The sequence below is a fragment of the Arthrobacter halodurans genome, from assembly GCF_041877255.1.
Lineage (GTDB): Bacteria > Actinomycetota > Actinomycetes > Actinomycetales > Micrococcaceae > Arthrobacter_N > Arthrobacter_N halodurans.
In genome coordinates, this window is the sequence record NZ_JBHDLJ010000019.1 from 1 (window position 1) to 14,651 (window position 14,651).

The window sequence follows — 14,651 nt, forward strand, 5'->3', positions numbered from 1 at the left end:
GTGTTCAGCGCCTCCGCCAACACGGTGAAGATCCCGTCCAAGACCGGTGTCGTCTACTACGTCAACGGCGTCCGCAAGGGCACCGGCACCCAGACCTACACCGGTGCAGTCACGATCACAACCACGGCCTCCAGCGGCTCCTACAAACTCGCCGGAACACTACGTTGGACCGCCCGCTTGTGACCACTGACGTGCATTAGCCCGCTCTCGGTAATCCCGGCGCCTAACGAACGTCCGGGAACGTCCCGGTGGGAGGTTCAACGTAGGGCAGCGCGTCGCCTCCCCGGTTTTCGTCCTCAGACGGTGCGAAGGGTCCGTCGGGGTCCATGAGGACGCGCATCTGCGGGTCCGCGTGCTGCAGCCACCAAACGGACATTCCGATGGTTCCCTCAAGGCGCAGGTGTTCCCACGACCGCCAGAGGGATTCGAGCCGGGAGATGGCCTCGGCGCTGCGCCACCATTCGGCGGCCCACCGGTGTTGGCCCTGCGGCCCAACCTTGCGCCGGTACACGTGGACCAGATGCTCGCGGACGAACTCGTTGACGGAACCGAAGAAGAGTTTAGGTTCCGCGGATTCGCCTTCTTGGGGGCCGGGCTCCTGTTGGGGATCCTGACCAAAGTCCCAGTCATCGGCCACGGTCCGCCCCGCCCGTCGTGTCGGTGCTGGCGAGTTGGGTCAGGGTGTTTTCGGCCATGGGGTCGTGGTTCTTGATGGATGTCTTCACGGCGTCGGCTTGTTTGCCGGCCATCCACGGGAGGTCTTGACCAGTGCAGGCGGTGCGCCGGAGGCGATGACGAGGGCGCGGCCGCGGGGCATGGCCCCGCGTTGGGAGACGTCCACGATCCTGTCGCGCTGGAGTTGCCGGGACACCGATCGGTGGCCCTTGCCGTGGTTGGTGGAGGAGCTGAGCCGGTCGTAGTCGCCGATGAGTTGTTCGAGCTCCTTCAGGAAGTCGGCCTCCTTGACGCCTCCCCCGTAGACGGCGACGTTGGACGCGGACCAGAGCTTGCGCATCCCGTCGCGTCCCTAGGCCTCCACGCCCTGGGACCAGGACTGCAGGTTCGTCATCCGGACGATTCCGCGGGAGCCGTAGTGCGAGTAGAGGTTGGGTAGTTCCCGCCACCGGCAGACGTTCGCGGACTCGTCCAGCACCCCCACCAGCGGGACGGGCAGGCGCCCTCCGGCGGAGCGGGCCGCGAGTTCCTCACCGGCCTCGACCACGGCCACCGTCAAGGCGGTCACGAGCGGGCCGGCGGTTCCCTTGCCCTCGCGGGAGAGGGAGTAGAGGGTTCCGCCGCGGGCGACGAAACGGGCCGGGTCGAACCGCGGGCGGGATTCGATGCCGCCGCCTGGGTTGACCCACGCGGCGATGGAGCGGTTGGTGAGGCAAGAGGCCATCTGCTGCGCGGTGCCGTAGATGCCGCCGCGCTGCTTGTCGGAGGCGTTGAGGATCCCGGTGACCTGGTCGGCGGTAAGCCGGTATCCGTGTTCGTAGAGGATCTCGGCGGGCTCCGGGTTGGTGGGCCGGGTCAGCCAGGTGTAGACATCGGTGATGGGACGTCCGTCCAAGGCGGCCGCCAGGAGGAAGCCGGCCAGCAGGTCCTGCCCGGAGGAGTCGAAATAGGCGTCACCCTTGGATCCGGCCTCGCGGCTTCCCGAGGCGAAGTGTTCGGCCAGCCTCGCGGCCCTGACTTCGTCCGTAACGTAGTCGAGCGGGTTCCACCACCAGGTGGGTTCCTCGCGGGCCACGAATTGGGGGTCGAACACCCACACCGGCCCGTTGCCGGCGCGCACGTCGCGTCCACGATGTCGCGCTTGTTGGAGGTCACCAGCACCGCCCCTGGGGCGGCGAGCATCACCGGGATCGCGCGGGAGGTCGTCTTGCCGGTTCGGGGTCCCCAAATGTCGATGTGCATGTCCTCCCAGGAGCCGTAAAGCATCCGCCCGTCGCCCACGGCGCGGCCGATGGGCACGCCGGGTGAACCGGCGACGCCCAGGCGGGCCGCCGTCTTGGCTGCTCCCTTTCCGCTCAGGTGCGCCAGGTCGCGGCCGCGGGCCATGTGCCGGGCGGAGCCGTCCACGCGGGAGCGCGTGGCGCGGAACCTATGCCGCACCACGAGCGCAGCGACGAACAGGGCGAGGACCAGGACGCCGGACCTACTGGCCCATGAGGATGAACCGTCGCTCGCCGAATTCGCGCACATCCGTCTGACGCGGCGGGCCAAAGGTGCGCTTCCTTGCGCGCTCCGCTGAGAGGCATATCCTTGCCGTATCGCCCGGGCACGAGCGCTTGGGCCTGGACTGGAGGCTGAGCACCATGACCACCACCGTGCGAACCTGCGCCACCACCGCCTGCTCCTTCAACAACGACCACGACTGCAGCGCCCTGGCCATCACGATCGCCGGCACCGAGTCCCACGCCTCCTGCGGCACGTTCGTGCAGCTCGACGCCCGCCGGCCCGTCAACGCCGACGCCGGCAGTGTGGGCGCGTGCCATCGCCTGGAATGCTCCTACAACGCCGATCTGTTGTGCACCGCGGAGGGCATCGAGGTCACCGACACCGCCACCTGCGCCACCTACACCGTCACCTGATCCGGCCCAGGCGCGCTGGCGCCTCGGGATTGACCCGGCACGGAGGCCCGTCCGGAAATCGGCCCGTGGCGGACACGTCGCGCCACCGGCGCGGCGGCACCCGCCACTAACCCGCGCTCAGTGCGTCGGCGCGGTTATGCGCACTGCGGGCAGGGACGCGAGGAGATGGCGCCAGGCGGCGGTCCCGTCCTGTTCCGGCGAGGCATGGTGCGGCGACGGCAACGGCACCTGCACGACCCAGCCCTGATCTGCGCCGAAGCGGGCCAGGGTCACGTGGCGGTGGTCCACGTCCACGCAGTGCGCCGGCCCGGCGGTGAAATCCGCGGGATTGGGCACATCGAGGCGCTCCGCCCACCCGGGAAGCCCGCCGTCCAGCACGGCGTCGGCGACGGCGGCCAAAGTCTCCCCGGCGGTGGACAGGACGGCGTCGTTCAGCGCGTCCGTCGAGGAGTTCGCGGTGGCCGCCTCGGCCACAATCGCGGGGCCGTGGGCGGTGACGCCGGAGCTGTCGTGCAAGAGGATCCGGTCGGTGGAGACCACGCCCACGCGCACGCGCTGTCCCAGGTCGTGGACGAGGTCCGCGAGGGGCCCCTGCAGGCCCAGCGCGTCGACCTCTTCCGTGTGCCGGCACCAGCGCAGCGTGCCCAACAGGTGCAGGGACGCCAGGCGCAGGCCGAGGGCGTGGTCGGCGGAGTCCTTGAGGATGTCCGCGCGCACCTCGATGTCCCCGGCGGTGTGGAACGCGCCGAGCGAGTGGAAGAGGTTGGGGATGTCCGCGACCACCAGCTGCCCGGAGCGGGAGACGCCGTGGACCGCGGACGAGAGTGTCTCCCCGGCCCGGTACGCGGTGAGTTCGACCGCACCCTCGCCGGCCAACATGCGGCGCGTGAGCGACCGGGCGTGGTCGGCGCGCGGTTCGGTGGCGGACGACGGGCTTGCCGGCGCGGTGCGGGGGGTCGAACTCATGGGTGTCCTTCCAGTAGGTCGACTTCCAGTAAGGCACGCCTAAGCCTAATAGGCAAAACTTTTGGTCCGTTGATGACGGATCTCGCGCCGGGCGGTGAGGCTGGTCTCGGTGCCGGCGCGACGGATTTCGGGGGGCGACGGCGCGCGGCACGGCTACCCGGTCCGCGTTGACAAGATGTGGAGGGTGTCGCGGGAGAGTGTCTTGCCCAGCGCAGTTGTCCCATGCAGCCGCAACACCCGGTTTGGTGGGCGGACATCAGGCTCCGTGGGAACGGCGGGATCGCCCGGTGCCCGCGGGCCGGACCTGATGGCCCCGGATGGAAAATATCCAACACATTGTAGGGTTTAAGCCTGAGATCCATTCCCGACATGGAACGCCGCCAGATGGACGGGCCCCGCAACGCCGCCCGTTCGGGCGCCTCCAACGAGATCCCGGAAAAGGACCCACCCATGCCGATACGCTCCCGTTTCCGCCTTCCCGCCGCCGCGGCGGGCCTGCTGCTGGTGGCCGGATGCTCGGCCCCGGCCGGTCCGGCGCAGCCACCCTCGTCCGCGCCCGCCGCAACGGCGGAACCCACTCCCTCTGCGACGGCGGAACCCACTCCCTCCGCGTCCGCGACGTCGGAGGCCCCCGCGGATTCGTTGCTCAAGGACCACGCAGTGTCCGCGGCGCATCCCGCCGCCGTCGAGGCCGGCATGGGGATCCTGGACGCGGGGGGCAACGCCGCGGACGCGGCGGTGGCCACCGCCTTCGCCGTCGCCGTCGTGGAGCCGTTCGCCTCGGGCATCGGCGGCGGCGGGTCCGCGGTGCTCGCCGCGGCCGGCGGCGAGCCGGTGGCCTACGACTACCGCGAGGTCGTGGCCCAGGACGGCGTGATCCCGGAGTCGGGGACGGGCATTCCGGGCTTCGTCGCCGGGCTCGCGCGGATCCACGAGGAGCAAGGCGAGCTCGAGTGGGCCGAACTGCTGCAGCCGGCCATCGGCCTGGCCGAGAACGGCTTCGAGATCACCGCGTTCCTGGCCCACCGCATGGACAGCGATGCCGGACCCGCAGCGCTGGGGGACCTGCCGCAGTTCAACTCCTGGGGCGGGGTCTTCCCACTGGGCGAGGGCGACGAACTGGTCCAGCAGGACCTGGCCGACACGATGCGGGTCCTCGCCGACGAGGGCCCCGAGGCCTTCTACACCGGCAGCCTCGTGAAGGACCTGTCCCGCGTGGACGGGATCGATGCCCGGTCCCTCGCCGCCTACCGGCCCGAGAGGCTCGAGCCGGCGCGCGGCGCGTTCGGCGAGTACGACGTCGTCTCGGCCGCCCCCGCGCTCCCCGGGGCGGCACTGGTACAGATGCTGCAGATCGCCGAGGAACTGGGCGCCGGGTCCGCGGAGCCCGGGTCCGCGGACTACGTCGACCGGATCTCCCGGGCCTGGACGGTCGCCGACGCCAGCGTCACCGAGGAGTTCGGGGATCCGCGCTTCGTCGACGTGCCAGTGGACCGGCTCACGGACGCCGAGGCCAATGCCCGGCTGGCGCGGGAGTCGGCGACCGCCGCGGGCGCGGCGGCCGACCGGCCCTTGGCCTCCGCTGCCCGGGCCATCGTGCCGGGGAACACCACGCATCTGACCGTCGTGGATTCCGACGGCCTGACCGTGTCGATGACCAACACCATCACGAACTTCTGGGGCGGGGGCGCGGCGGAGAGCGTCGGGGGGTTCTTCCTGAACAACCAGCTCTCGCGGTTCGCCTCCCTGGACACCCCGAACAACCAGCCCGCACCCGGGCGCAAGTCCGTCAGCTGGGCCGCGCCAAGCCTGGTGCTGGACGGCGAGGGCCGCGCCGTCCTGGGCCTGGGATCCCCCGGGGGGCACCAGATCCCGAACATCCTGACCGGGGTCCTCGTCCCGTGGGCCCTGCAGGGAGCCTCGCTGCAGGAGGCGGTGGACGCGCCGAGGCACCACCTCCAGGACGGCGTCATCGCCCTGGAGCGGGAACCGGGGGAGTCCCTGGGCGGGTTCATCCGGTCACGGGGATGGGAACAGCAGGTGACCACCCGGCAGGACGCCGTCTTCGGTTCCGTGCAGGCCCTGGAGATCGACTACGACTCCGGAACGATCACCGGGGCCACCGACTCGCGCCGCGAGGCCGCCTTCAAGGTCGCCCAGCCCTAGCGCGCGAAGCTTCAGGACGGGCACCGGGAAAGGAACCATCCCGAAGGAGTTCACATGTGCGCATTCATGCACATAGTATGGGGTGTCCCGGTTCCCCACGAACGGCCGCCACCATGCCTTCTGTCCTGCGCCACACCGCGTACCGGAACCTGTTCACCGCCCAGGTCGTCGCCCTGCTCGGAACGGGCCTGTTGACGGTGGCCTTGGGCCTGCTGGCCTTCGACCTCGCCGGAGGACGGGCCGGCGCAGTGCTGGGAACCGCGCTGACGATCAAGATGGTCGCCTACGTGTTCGTCGCTCCCGTGATGGCCGCGCTCGTCGAGCGCCTGCCGCGCAAGGGCGTCCTCGTCGGCGCTGACCTGATGCGCGCGGGCATCGCGCTGAGCCTGCCGTTCATCGACCAGGTGTGGCAGATCTACGTCCTGGTCTTCGTGTTGCAGTCCGCGTCCGCGACTTTCACGCCGGCGTTCCAGGCCCTGATCCCCGTGGTGTTGCCCGAGGAAAGGGACTACACGAAGGCCCTGTCCCTCTCGCGCCTGGCCTACGACTTGGAATCCCTCGTCAGCCCGCTGCTTGCCGCGGCGCTGCTGGCCGTGATGTCGTACTCGAACCTGTTCGTCGGCACCATGGCCGGGTTCCTGGTCTCCGCGCTCATGGTCCTCTCCACGCGGCTGCCGGCGATTCCGTCCGGCGTGAACCCGGGCTCGCTGCTGCACCGCACCACGCTCGGGACCCGGATCTTCCTGCGCGAGCCGGCCCTGCGCGGACTCATGTCCCTGAACCTGGTGGTGGCGGCCGCGACGGCCCTGGTCCTGGTCAACACCATCGTCTACGTCCGCGACCTCTTCGGTGGGACGAACACCGACGTCGCGATCGCGCTGGCCTTCTACGGGGCCGGATCCATGCTCGTGGCATTCATCGCCCCGAAGGTCCTCGAGCGGGCGCCGGACCGGTCGTTCATGCTGGTTGGCGCGACCATCCTGCCCCTCGGCATCGCCGGGGCGGCACTGGTCGCCCAAGGAGGAAGCCCGTGGTGGTCCTTCCTGGGCCTGTGGGTGGTCCTGGGCATCGGCACCTCCATGATCAGCACCCCCTCATCGAGGCTGCTGCGCCGCGCCGCGACCGACAGCACCAGGACCTACCTCTTCACCGCCCAGTTCTCGCTCTCCCACGCCTGCTTCATGCTCACCTACCCGATCGCCGGATGGGTCGGAGCCGCGGCGGGGCAGCCCGCGGCGGCCCTGGTCCTGGGTGCCATCGCCTTGGCCGGGACCATCGCGGCGCTCACCTTCTGGCCCGCTGGCCGCAGGACGCCGGCCGGCAGCAGGGCCTGAGCGTCCACAGGCCGGTAGCGTGGGGGAACACGACGACAGGGACGGGGGAAACGGCATCAGCGAACACAGCACCGCGGGGCATGGCGCCCCGCGCGACGGCCACGACGGAGCGCCGAGCCTCTTCCATCCCCGCGAGCCGGACGCCCCGCGGCTGGAGGCCGGTTCCGCGACCTTCCGGATGCTCGCGGACCCCACGCGCCTGCACATCCTGTGGCTCCTCACGCAGGGCCCGGCCGACGTGGGCACCCTCGTGGCGCGGACGGGCGCGAGCCGCACCGCGGTGAGCCAGCATCTGGCCAAACTCCGGCACTCCGGTCTCGTGTCGACCCGCAGGGAGGCCCGTCGCGTCGTCTACAGCATCATCGACGGGCACCTCGCCCGATTGATCCTTGAGGGCATGAGCCACGCGGACCACCGCGTCACCGGCGAACCCGTCCACGAGTAGGACCGACAGGCGCCCCGGTGCGGGCAACGGCCGCCGTCGCCGCAACCGTGGCTACCGCCGCGGTCGCCCGGATCAGGTGGCTGAAGGACGACGATTCAGCGCATCGCGCAGGAGTGGCAGAAGCTCGTCCCCGTCAACGCCGCGCAGGATCGGCACTCCGTCGGTTGCGCCGGATCCCTCCTCCCGGCCTGTCCTGGCCGGTGCGGTCGGCCGGACGTGGCGCAACGCGATGGCCGCCACGCGGTCCGGGTGGGCCTCCGCCAGGTCGCCGTAGAGGTGGGGGTCGTGTTCGCCGTCGTCCCCGACGAGCACCCAGGTGACCTGGGGCAGGTCCTCCATCAGGCGGGCGAGGGAGGACGACTTGTGTTTCCGGCCGTCGCGGAACCAGCGGTGCGGGGTGATGCCCCAGTCGGTCATCAGGACCGCCCCGGCCGGGAAACCGTGCCGTTCGAGGAACCGCGTGACCGGGCCCACGAAGTTCCACGGCCCGTTGCTCAGGTACACCACCCCGGGATGGTCCTGACCCTCGACGGCGGTCCGCAACAGGCGCGCCATGCCCGGCACCGACCGCCTGGTCGAGCTGGAGCCGCGCAGGGTGCGCCAGGCCGCCCGGAGCGGATGGGCGATGCCGGTGACCCAGACGGTGTCGTCGATGTCGCAGACGACGCCGCGCGCCGGGTCCGGGCTGATCGCGTGCACGTTCGCGGGAACGGGGTCACGGCCGTCTGTCCGCAGCAGAGCGGTGGCGGTGCCCGGCTCCAGTGGGCTGTCCAGCGGCAGCCGTGCGTCGATGATGCCGGCGGAGTCGCTCGTGGCCGTGGTCGTGGTGCCGCCGAGTTCGATTTCCACGTCGGTTCCGGGGCTCTCGAGGGTGAGCAGGCGCCGCCATCCGGAGATGCCGCGGCGGGCGGCGGGATCGACCGAGGCCGGGGCGAGGACAACGCGCCCGAGCACGCGGGCGTGGTCCGCGCCGGCGTAGCCGGAGTAGGGAATGACCGCCGGTGTCCACCCGCGTTCGGCTGCGCGTCGGGCCAGCCGGTCCCGGATGCCCGTTTCCATGCGGTAGGCGGCGGTGACCGCTGCTTGGCGGAATCGGCTCAGTTCGGTTTCGGGGAGGCGCATCAGTCCACGCTACCCGTAAGGGGCGGGCCGGCCGGGCCGGTACCGGTTGAGGCGGATCCCGGCCCGGGGGGCACGCCGCGGAGCCGGGATCCCACCCGGAATCCCGTGCCCGCGGTGGCTCACCGCGTCAGGCGCTCGTGGCGTCCTGCACCTCGCCGACGAGTTCCTCGATGATGTCCTCCAGGAACAGCACGCCCGTCGTGGTGCCGTCGGCGTCGAAGACGCGCGCGACGTGCGCGCCGCTGCGCCGCATTCTGGCCAGCGCGTCCTCGAGTTCGCTGCCGCGGAACGCCGAGGCCAGGCGCCGGATGCGCTTGGCGGGCACGGGCAGCGCGAAGGTCTCGCGCGCGGTCAGGTCCATGACGTCCTTGAGGTGCAGGTAGCCCGTGGGGTCCCCGTCGTCGTTGGTCAGGATGTACCGCGAGTAGCCGTGCTCGGAGACGGCGCGCTGGATGTCCGCGGGTGTGGCGGAGACCGGCAGGAGCACCATCTCGGCGATCGGGACCTCGACGTCGGCCACGGTCTTGGTCGTGAACTCGAACGCGGCCGTCAGCGTCCCGCTCGCGTCCGTCAGGGTGCCGGTGCGCGTGGACTGCTCCACGATGGTGGCGACCTCGTCCAGGGTGTAGGCGCTGGTCGCCTCGTCCTTGGGCTCCACCTTGAACAGGCGCAGGACGCCGTTGGCGATGGAGTTCAGCGTCCAGATGACCGGGTTGAAGATCCGGGCGACCACGACGAGGGGCGGGGCGAGGATGAGCGCGGCACGGGTGGGCACGGAGAAGGAGATGTTCTTGGGGACCATCTCGCCGATGACCACGTGCAGGAACGTGACCAGCAGGAGGGCGGTGATGAACGCGATGACCCCGATGGCCTCGGCCGACAGCGAGGTCAGGCCCAGCGGGATCTCGAGCAGGTGGTGGATCGCCGGCTCGGAGACGTTGAGGATGACCAGCGAGCAGACGGTGATGCCGAGCTGGCTGGTCGCCAGCATCAGTGTCGCGTGCTCCATGGCCCAGAGCGTGGTCTTCGCGGCCTTGCTCCCGGCCTCCGCCTTCGGCTCGATCTGCGAGCGTCGGGCGGAGATCACGGCGAACTCGGCACCGACGAAGAAGGCGTTGACGATCAGGAGCACCACGAGCCAGATGATGCCAGGGAGGTATTCACTCATGGGTCAGTTCCTTGGTCAGGTTGTCGACGATCCGGTCATGGGCGCTCATCGGCGCCCCATCGGTGTCCGCGGGCATGAAGCGCAGGCGCTCCACGTGTGTTCCGGCCACGCGCTCCACGCGGAGCACGCCGCCATCCAGGGCCACCTCGTCGCCGAGTTCGGGGATGCGGTCCAGCCGGTCGGTGACGAATCCCGCGATGGTGTCGTACTCCTCGCCGTCCGGCACGGCGACGCCGGTCCGGTCCAGCAGCTCGTCGGGCCGCAGCGCGGCGTCGAAGGTGAGCGAGCGCCCGGTCCGCACGACGCCGACACGCGCGCGGTCGTGCTCGTCCTCCAGTTCCCCGACGATCTCCTCCACGAGATCCTCGAGCGTCACGATGCCCGCGGTCCCGCCGTGTTCGTCGGCGACGATGGCCACCTGCAGGCCCTGCCGGCGCAGTACGCCCAGCAGCGAATCCACGCCCATGGATTCGGGCACCCGCAGGGGCTCCACCATGAGATCGAAGGCCCGGACGCGGGCGCGGTCGTCCAGCGGGAGGGCGAAGGCCTGCTTGACGTGCAGGACGCCGTGGACGTCGTCCCGATCCCGGCCGATCACGGGGAAGCGCGAGTAGCCGGTCGCGGTCGCCGTCGCGATGACGTGCTCGGCGGTGTCGTCCAGGGCCACGGCCGTCATCCGCACGCGCGGGGTCATGACGTCGGCGGCACAGTGGTCCGAGAAGCGCAGCGTCCGGTGCAGGAGGGCGGCGTGGTCGAGGTCCAGGACGCCCTCGAGCGCGGACCGGCGCACCAGGGAGCTGAGCTCTTCGGCGCTCCGCGCGCCCGAGAGCTCCTCCTTCGGCTCGATGCCGAAGGAGCGGATGATCGCGTTGGCCGTGTTGTTGAAGAGCAGGATCACGGGCTTGAACACCGCCGTGAAGGCGGCCTGGAACGGCACGACGACCTTGGCCGTGGCCAGCGGCAGCGCCAGGGCGAAGTTCTTCGGGACGAGTTCGCCGATGACCATCGAGAAGACGGTCGCGATGAAGATGCCGACGACGGCGCCGACACCGGGCACCACGGACTCGGGGACGCCCAGACCGATCAGCGGGTCGCGCAGCAGCGAGCTGATCGCGGGCTCGAACGTGTAGCCGGTCAGCAGCGTGGTGAGCGTGATGCCCAACTGGGCGCTGGAAAGGTGCGTCGAGGTGATCTTCAGCGCCTTGATGGTCGGCATCAGGCGCTTCTCGCCGCGGGCCTGGCGCGCCTCGACGTCGTTCCGGTCCAGGTTGACGAGGGCGAATTCGGAGGCCACGAAGAGGCCGGTGCCGACGGTCAGGATCAGGCCGATCCCGATCATGATCCACTCATTCATGGGGGCGCCCCTTTCCCGTGGTGGCCGGACTTCCGGTCAGGACTTCGAGGGGCGAGGGCAAGTGCGAGGGAGGGTCGTCCATAGTGCGTCCCACGCTACGGGCGCCACATGAGGGGAACATGAGAACGCGGTCAGGGGGCGGGGCGTCCGTCCCGCCGCGCGGCGGTCACCGCCGTTCGGCAGCGTCCGGCGCCGCCTTGGGCGGCGGCCACCGCAGCAGGGCCTCCAGCGGGCCGTACCGGAAGCGGCGGGTCCACAGGGCGGCGAAGAGGACGGCGGCGAGCGAGATGGCCGCCGAGATGAGGATGCCCTGGGGCAGGGTGTGCGGCTCGGGGCGGACCAGCATCGCCAGGAGCAGCAGGTGGCCCACGTAGATCGTGAGCGAGAGCCGGCCCACCGAGACCAGGGGGCCGAGGCGGCGGGACATGGCGTCGCCGCCCAAGAGGAAGAGCGCCAGCACCAGCGCGGCGCTGCCGGTTCCCGACAGGAGCCAGAGCGGCATCTGCGAGTGGTTGACTCCCGAGACGAGCCGGTCGAAGCCGATGCTTTCCCCCGGCTCGCCGACGAGGGCGACGAGCAGGCGGTAGAGCAGGTAGCCGCCGACCATGGCGGCTCCGCCCCAGACCGCGAGCCGCTTCTGCACGGACCGTTCCCCCAGGTCGGCGCGGCCCAGGGCCATGCCGACCAGGAACGGCACCGCCCACACGAGGGCGGGGTACGGTCCCGACAGGACGATGCCGTGCAGGATCTCCGCCGGGCCGTCGGCCAGCGTCGGCGGAACGAACCGGTACGTCTCGCCGCCCGCCACCTGCGCCGCGATCCAGAGGACGGGTCCGACGGCGAACAGCACCGCCGCGGCGGAGGCGAGGACCGCCGCGGGGGCCTTCAGCAGGGGGAGGCAGAGGAGGAACAGGAGGCCGTACGTCGGCAGGATCACGCTGACGTCGTGGCCCATGAGCTGCAGGGCCAGCCCGCCGACGGTCAGCAGCGCCGCGCGCCACACGATGGTCCGCCACGGGACGGCCCCGCCGGGCCGCCGGGCGGAACGGGTGAGCAGGGACATGCCCACGCCCGCGAGCAGCATAAAGAGCAGGGAGGATCGGCCCAGCGGGATCTGGTAGAGGTGCCCGGCCCAGCCCCCGCCGTTCCGCGGGCCCACGTTGACGGCGATCATGCCGATGATGGCGACGGCGCGCGCGGCGTCCAGCGCCATCAGGCGCCCCGACGGGGCCGGCGGCATCGTGCCGTCGGGGGAGCTGGTCGGGGCGGCGGCGTGCGTCATGGCCGGCATCGTGTCCTGTAGGCCGCGGGAAAGACTCTGACAAGGCCATGGTACGGCGCTTCCGGGAGGCCTCCCAGAGGTGGCCGGGCCCGGCGGCGGCTCGTCCTACCAGCGGATGTCGTCCAGGTCCGCCAACGGCTGCCTTTCCCCGGGCGCCCGGCTGATGGCGGCCGCCGGGACATCCGCGGCGTGGAGGGCTTCGGAGAACCGGAGCCCGGTGCGCTCCTCGAGCTCGGGAACCGTGATCTGGTAGACCCGGAACTCGTCCAGGTCCGGCAGGGCCTGCAGCTGGACGAGGTCCTGGGCCAGGAGGAAGGCCCGCGCGCGCAGCGCCCCGTCCTCCACGAAAACCACGAGCTTCCAGTATTCGCGGGGGAGCTGGACGCCGCGGTAGACGCGGTCGTCGTCCTGGAAGACGGGGCCGCCGAACACGCTGGCGCGCAGGTCCTCGACGTCGACGCCCTCGAACAAGGCGTCCTCGAGACGCCCCCACAGCCCGTTCCGGCTGCTCTGGTTGAAGTCGTCGATCTGCGGGGCGATGTTCGTGTAGTGGAACGAGTCCCGGTTGGCCCGCTGGGCCTCCTCGGGGCCACCCCAGAGCAGGTCCGCGCGGCGCGCCAGGTGGCCGCGGTCCAGCCGGTTCCCGGAGTAGAGCTCGTTGCCGGTCTGGACGTCCTCGGGTAGCCGCGGATCCGTGGCGAAGGCGATGTCGGAGCGGCTGAGCTTCAGGAGGCCGGCCCCGTCGATGTTCCAGCCGACCCACCGCGCGAGCCGGCGCGACCGGCTGAGCGCCAGCGAGAAGTGGGTGTAGGGGATGGCGTCGCCGCCCTCCCAGGTCACGGCGTCGTCCCGGAGCGGCCCGTCCAGGACGGGAAGGTCGACACGGACGCCGAGGAAGTCGACGCCGAACCCGCCGCGCACCGCGGGCAGATCGGCACCGGGCCGGTTGTCTTCGTCCACGCGCACCCCGTCCTCGAGTTGAGCGCCATCCTACCCCCGCCCCCCGCCCAGCGCCCCGACGTCCGCGCCCAGTTCCTCCGCGCGAGCACGCCTCGGCACCCCAGAGCAGCCCCGGCGCCCGCGACATTTCTGTTGACACGGGCAACCATCTGGAGGTTGACTGAACGAGTCACTCGAACGACTTTTCCAGAGGAGCACCACATGCGTCAGTCACGCACCCATCTGACCCGCCGAACCGTCTCCCTGGCCGCCGTCGTCGCCCTGACCTGCGGGCTCGCGGCGGCGCCTCCCGCGTTGGCCGTCGGCGAGGGGCCGGGCTACGGGGGGAACGAGACCGTCAACACCTCGATCCTGCGCACCTACGACGAGCTCGTGGCCGAGCTGAAGACGCAGGACGCCAAACAGCAGGCCATGGAGCTCGAGGTCATCGGCCAGTCGGTGAAGGGCCGCGACCTCTACCTGGCGAAGTACATCTCCGACCCGGACAACCCCACGATCCTGTTCCTGACCCAGCAGCACGGCAACGAGCAGCTCACCACCGAGGGCGCCGTGGAGTTCATCAAGCACCTCGGGACCGGCAAGACGAAGGGCGTCCTGGACGGCGTCAACGTCCTGGTTGTCCCGATGCTGAACCCCGACGGCGCCATGGGCGACGTGGACTTCCCGCTGGACGATTACATCGCCGACGGCGGGCGTCACCTGACCCGCTACAACGCGAACGAGATCGACCTCAACCGCGACCACGTGACCAAGATCCAGCCGGAGACCCGGGCGCTGCACGAGAACGTGATGTCCGCCTACGACATCGACTACATGATCGACCTCCACCACCAGGGCGCGCGCAGCGAGCGCGACGGCGAGCTGGTGTCCGGATCGATCCTCTACCCGACCACGCCGAACGTCGACCCGGACGTGTTGGAGGGCTCGAAGCGCCTCGGCGCCGTGGTCTTCGACGCCGTCGACCCGACCGGCTGGGGCCACCTGGGCAAATACGTCGGCGGCACCGCCGAGACGATCAGCCGCAACGGCATCGCCGTCGAATACGGCATCTCCACGCTCCTGTTCGAGATGCGCGGGATGAGCGACCACTTCAACGAGGACTACGTGCTGGGGCAGAAGAGCAACGGGTACCTCATCAAGCAGACCGTCACCACGCTGGACGCCACCACCCGCGCGATCTCCGACGGGTCGATCTCCGGCGCCGACACGTCCTTCTGGGACACGCTCGCCGAGCAAAACGTCCGCGGGGAGTAGTCCGGA

The 14,651-nt window shown here is 70.7% G+C and carries 13 protein-coding genes and 1 pseudogene; 6 read left to right on the forward strand and 8 right to left on the reverse strand.

Annotation, left to right across the window (positions count from 1 at the left end; all coding sequences use genetic code 11):
- Positions 1-183: hypothetical protein (locus ACETWP_RS16320; protein WP_373973333.1), on the forward strand; the 183-nt coding region annotated here is incomplete at its 5' end.
- A 40-nt stretch (positions 184-223) separates the two neighbouring features.
- Here ACETWP_RS16320 and ACETWP_RS16325 read toward each other — a convergent pair.
- Positions 224-637: a DUF4913 domain-containing protein gene (locus tag ACETWP_RS16325; protein WP_373973334.1), complete on the reverse strand. Its 414-nt coding sequence runs from the start codon at positions 635-637 to the stop codon at positions 224-226.
- Between the two features lie 84 nt (positions 638-721).
- Positions 722-1,399 (reverse strand): annotated as a pseudogene (locus tag ACETWP_RS16330) (type IV secretory system conjugative DNA transfer family protein).
- Between the two features lie 919 nt (positions 1,400-2,318).
- On the opposite strand from ACETWP_RS16330, the gene ACETWP_RS16335 reads away from it, so the two are divergent.
- Positions 2,319-2,594 carry a DUF1540 domain-containing protein gene (locus ACETWP_RS16335; RefSeq protein WP_373973335.1) on the forward strand — a complete coding sequence of 92 codons (276 nt, stop codon included), beginning with the start codon at positions 2,319-2,321 and terminating at the stop codon, positions 2,592-2,594.
- A gap of 117 nt (positions 2,595-2,711) precedes the next feature.
- Here the strand turns inward: ACETWP_RS16335 and ACETWP_RS16340 are convergent, their stop codons facing one another.
- Positions 2,712-3,560 (reverse strand): hypothetical protein, encoded by an 849-nt coding sequence (locus tag ACETWP_RS16340; RefSeq protein ID WP_373973336.1) that lies wholly within the window; start codon positions 3,558-3,560, stop codon positions 2,712-2,714.
- A 450-nt stretch (positions 3,561-4,010) separates the two neighbouring features.
- Here ACETWP_RS16340 and ACETWP_RS16345 point away from each other — a divergent pair, with 450 nt between their 5' ends.
- The 3 genes from ACETWP_RS16345 (at position 4,011) to ACETWP_RS16355 (ending at position 7,505) form a co-directional block, all read left to right on the forward strand.
- Positions 4,011-5,726 carry a gamma-glutamyltransferase gene (locus ACETWP_RS16345; RefSeq protein ID WP_373973337.1) on the forward strand — a complete coding sequence of 572 codons (1,716 nt, stop codon included), beginning with the start codon at positions 4,011-4,013 and terminating at the stop codon, positions 5,724-5,726.
- A 113-nt stretch (positions 5,727-5,839) separates the two neighbouring features.
- The gene (locus ACETWP_RS16350) at positions 5,840-7,060 is read left to right on the forward strand and encodes an MFS transporter (RefSeq protein ID WP_373973338.1); all 1,221 of its coding nucleotides are present in this window, start codon (positions 5,840-5,842) and stop codon (positions 7,058-7,060) included.
- Between the two features lie 19 nt (positions 7,061-7,079).
- Positions 7,080-7,505, forward strand: a complete 426-nt coding sequence (locus ACETWP_RS16355) for an ArsR/SmtB family transcription factor (protein ID WP_445012768.1) — start codon at positions 7,080-7,082, stop codon at positions 7,503-7,505.
- A gap of 72 nt (positions 7,506-7,577) precedes the next feature.
- Here the strand turns inward: ACETWP_RS16355 and ACETWP_RS16360 are convergent, their stop codons facing one another.
- The 5 genes from ACETWP_RS16360 to ACETWP_RS16380 form a co-directional block, all read right to left on the reverse strand.
- Positions 7,578-8,627 carry an App1 family protein phosphatidate phosphatase gene (locus ACETWP_RS16360; RefSeq protein WP_373973339.1) on the reverse strand — a complete coding sequence of 350 codons (1,050 nt, stop codon included), beginning with the start codon at positions 8,625-8,627 and terminating at the stop codon, positions 7,578-7,580.
- 127 nt (positions 8,628-8,754) lie between these two features.
- A complete protein-coding gene (locus ACETWP_RS16365; RefSeq protein ID WP_373973340.1) occupies positions 8,755-9,795 on the reverse strand; it encodes a hemolysin family protein in 1,041 nt (346 codons plus the stop codon).
- Positions 9,788-11,149, reverse strand: coding sequence for a hemolysin family protein (locus ACETWP_RS16370; protein ID WP_373973341.1), 1,362 nt, complete (start codon positions 11,147-11,149; stop codon positions 9,788-9,790). The genes ACETWP_RS16365 and ACETWP_RS16370 overlap by 8 nt, the downstream gene beginning before the upstream one ends.
- 166 nt (positions 11,150-11,315) lie before the next feature.
- On the reverse strand, positions 11,316-12,431 hold the full coding sequence (locus ACETWP_RS16375) for a DUF418 domain-containing protein (protein ID WP_373973342.1): 1,116 nt from the start codon (positions 12,429-12,431) through the stop codon (positions 11,316-11,318).
- Positions 12,432-12,536: 105 nt separating this feature from the next.
- Positions 12,537-13,391 carry a DNA/RNA non-specific endonuclease gene (locus tag ACETWP_RS16380; protein ID WP_373973343.1) on the reverse strand — a complete coding sequence of 285 codons (855 nt, stop codon included), beginning with the start codon at positions 13,389-13,391 and terminating at the stop codon, positions 12,537-12,539.
- 201 nt (positions 13,392-13,592) lie between these two features.
- Between ACETWP_RS16380 and ACETWP_RS16385 the strand changes: the two genes are divergently transcribed.
- The gene (locus tag ACETWP_RS16385) at positions 13,593-14,645 is read left to right on the forward strand and encodes a M14 family zinc carboxypeptidase (RefSeq protein ID WP_373973344.1); all 1,053 of its coding nucleotides are present in this window, start codon (positions 13,593-13,595) and stop codon (positions 14,643-14,645) included.
- Positions 14,646-14,651 lie beyond the last annotated feature (6 nt).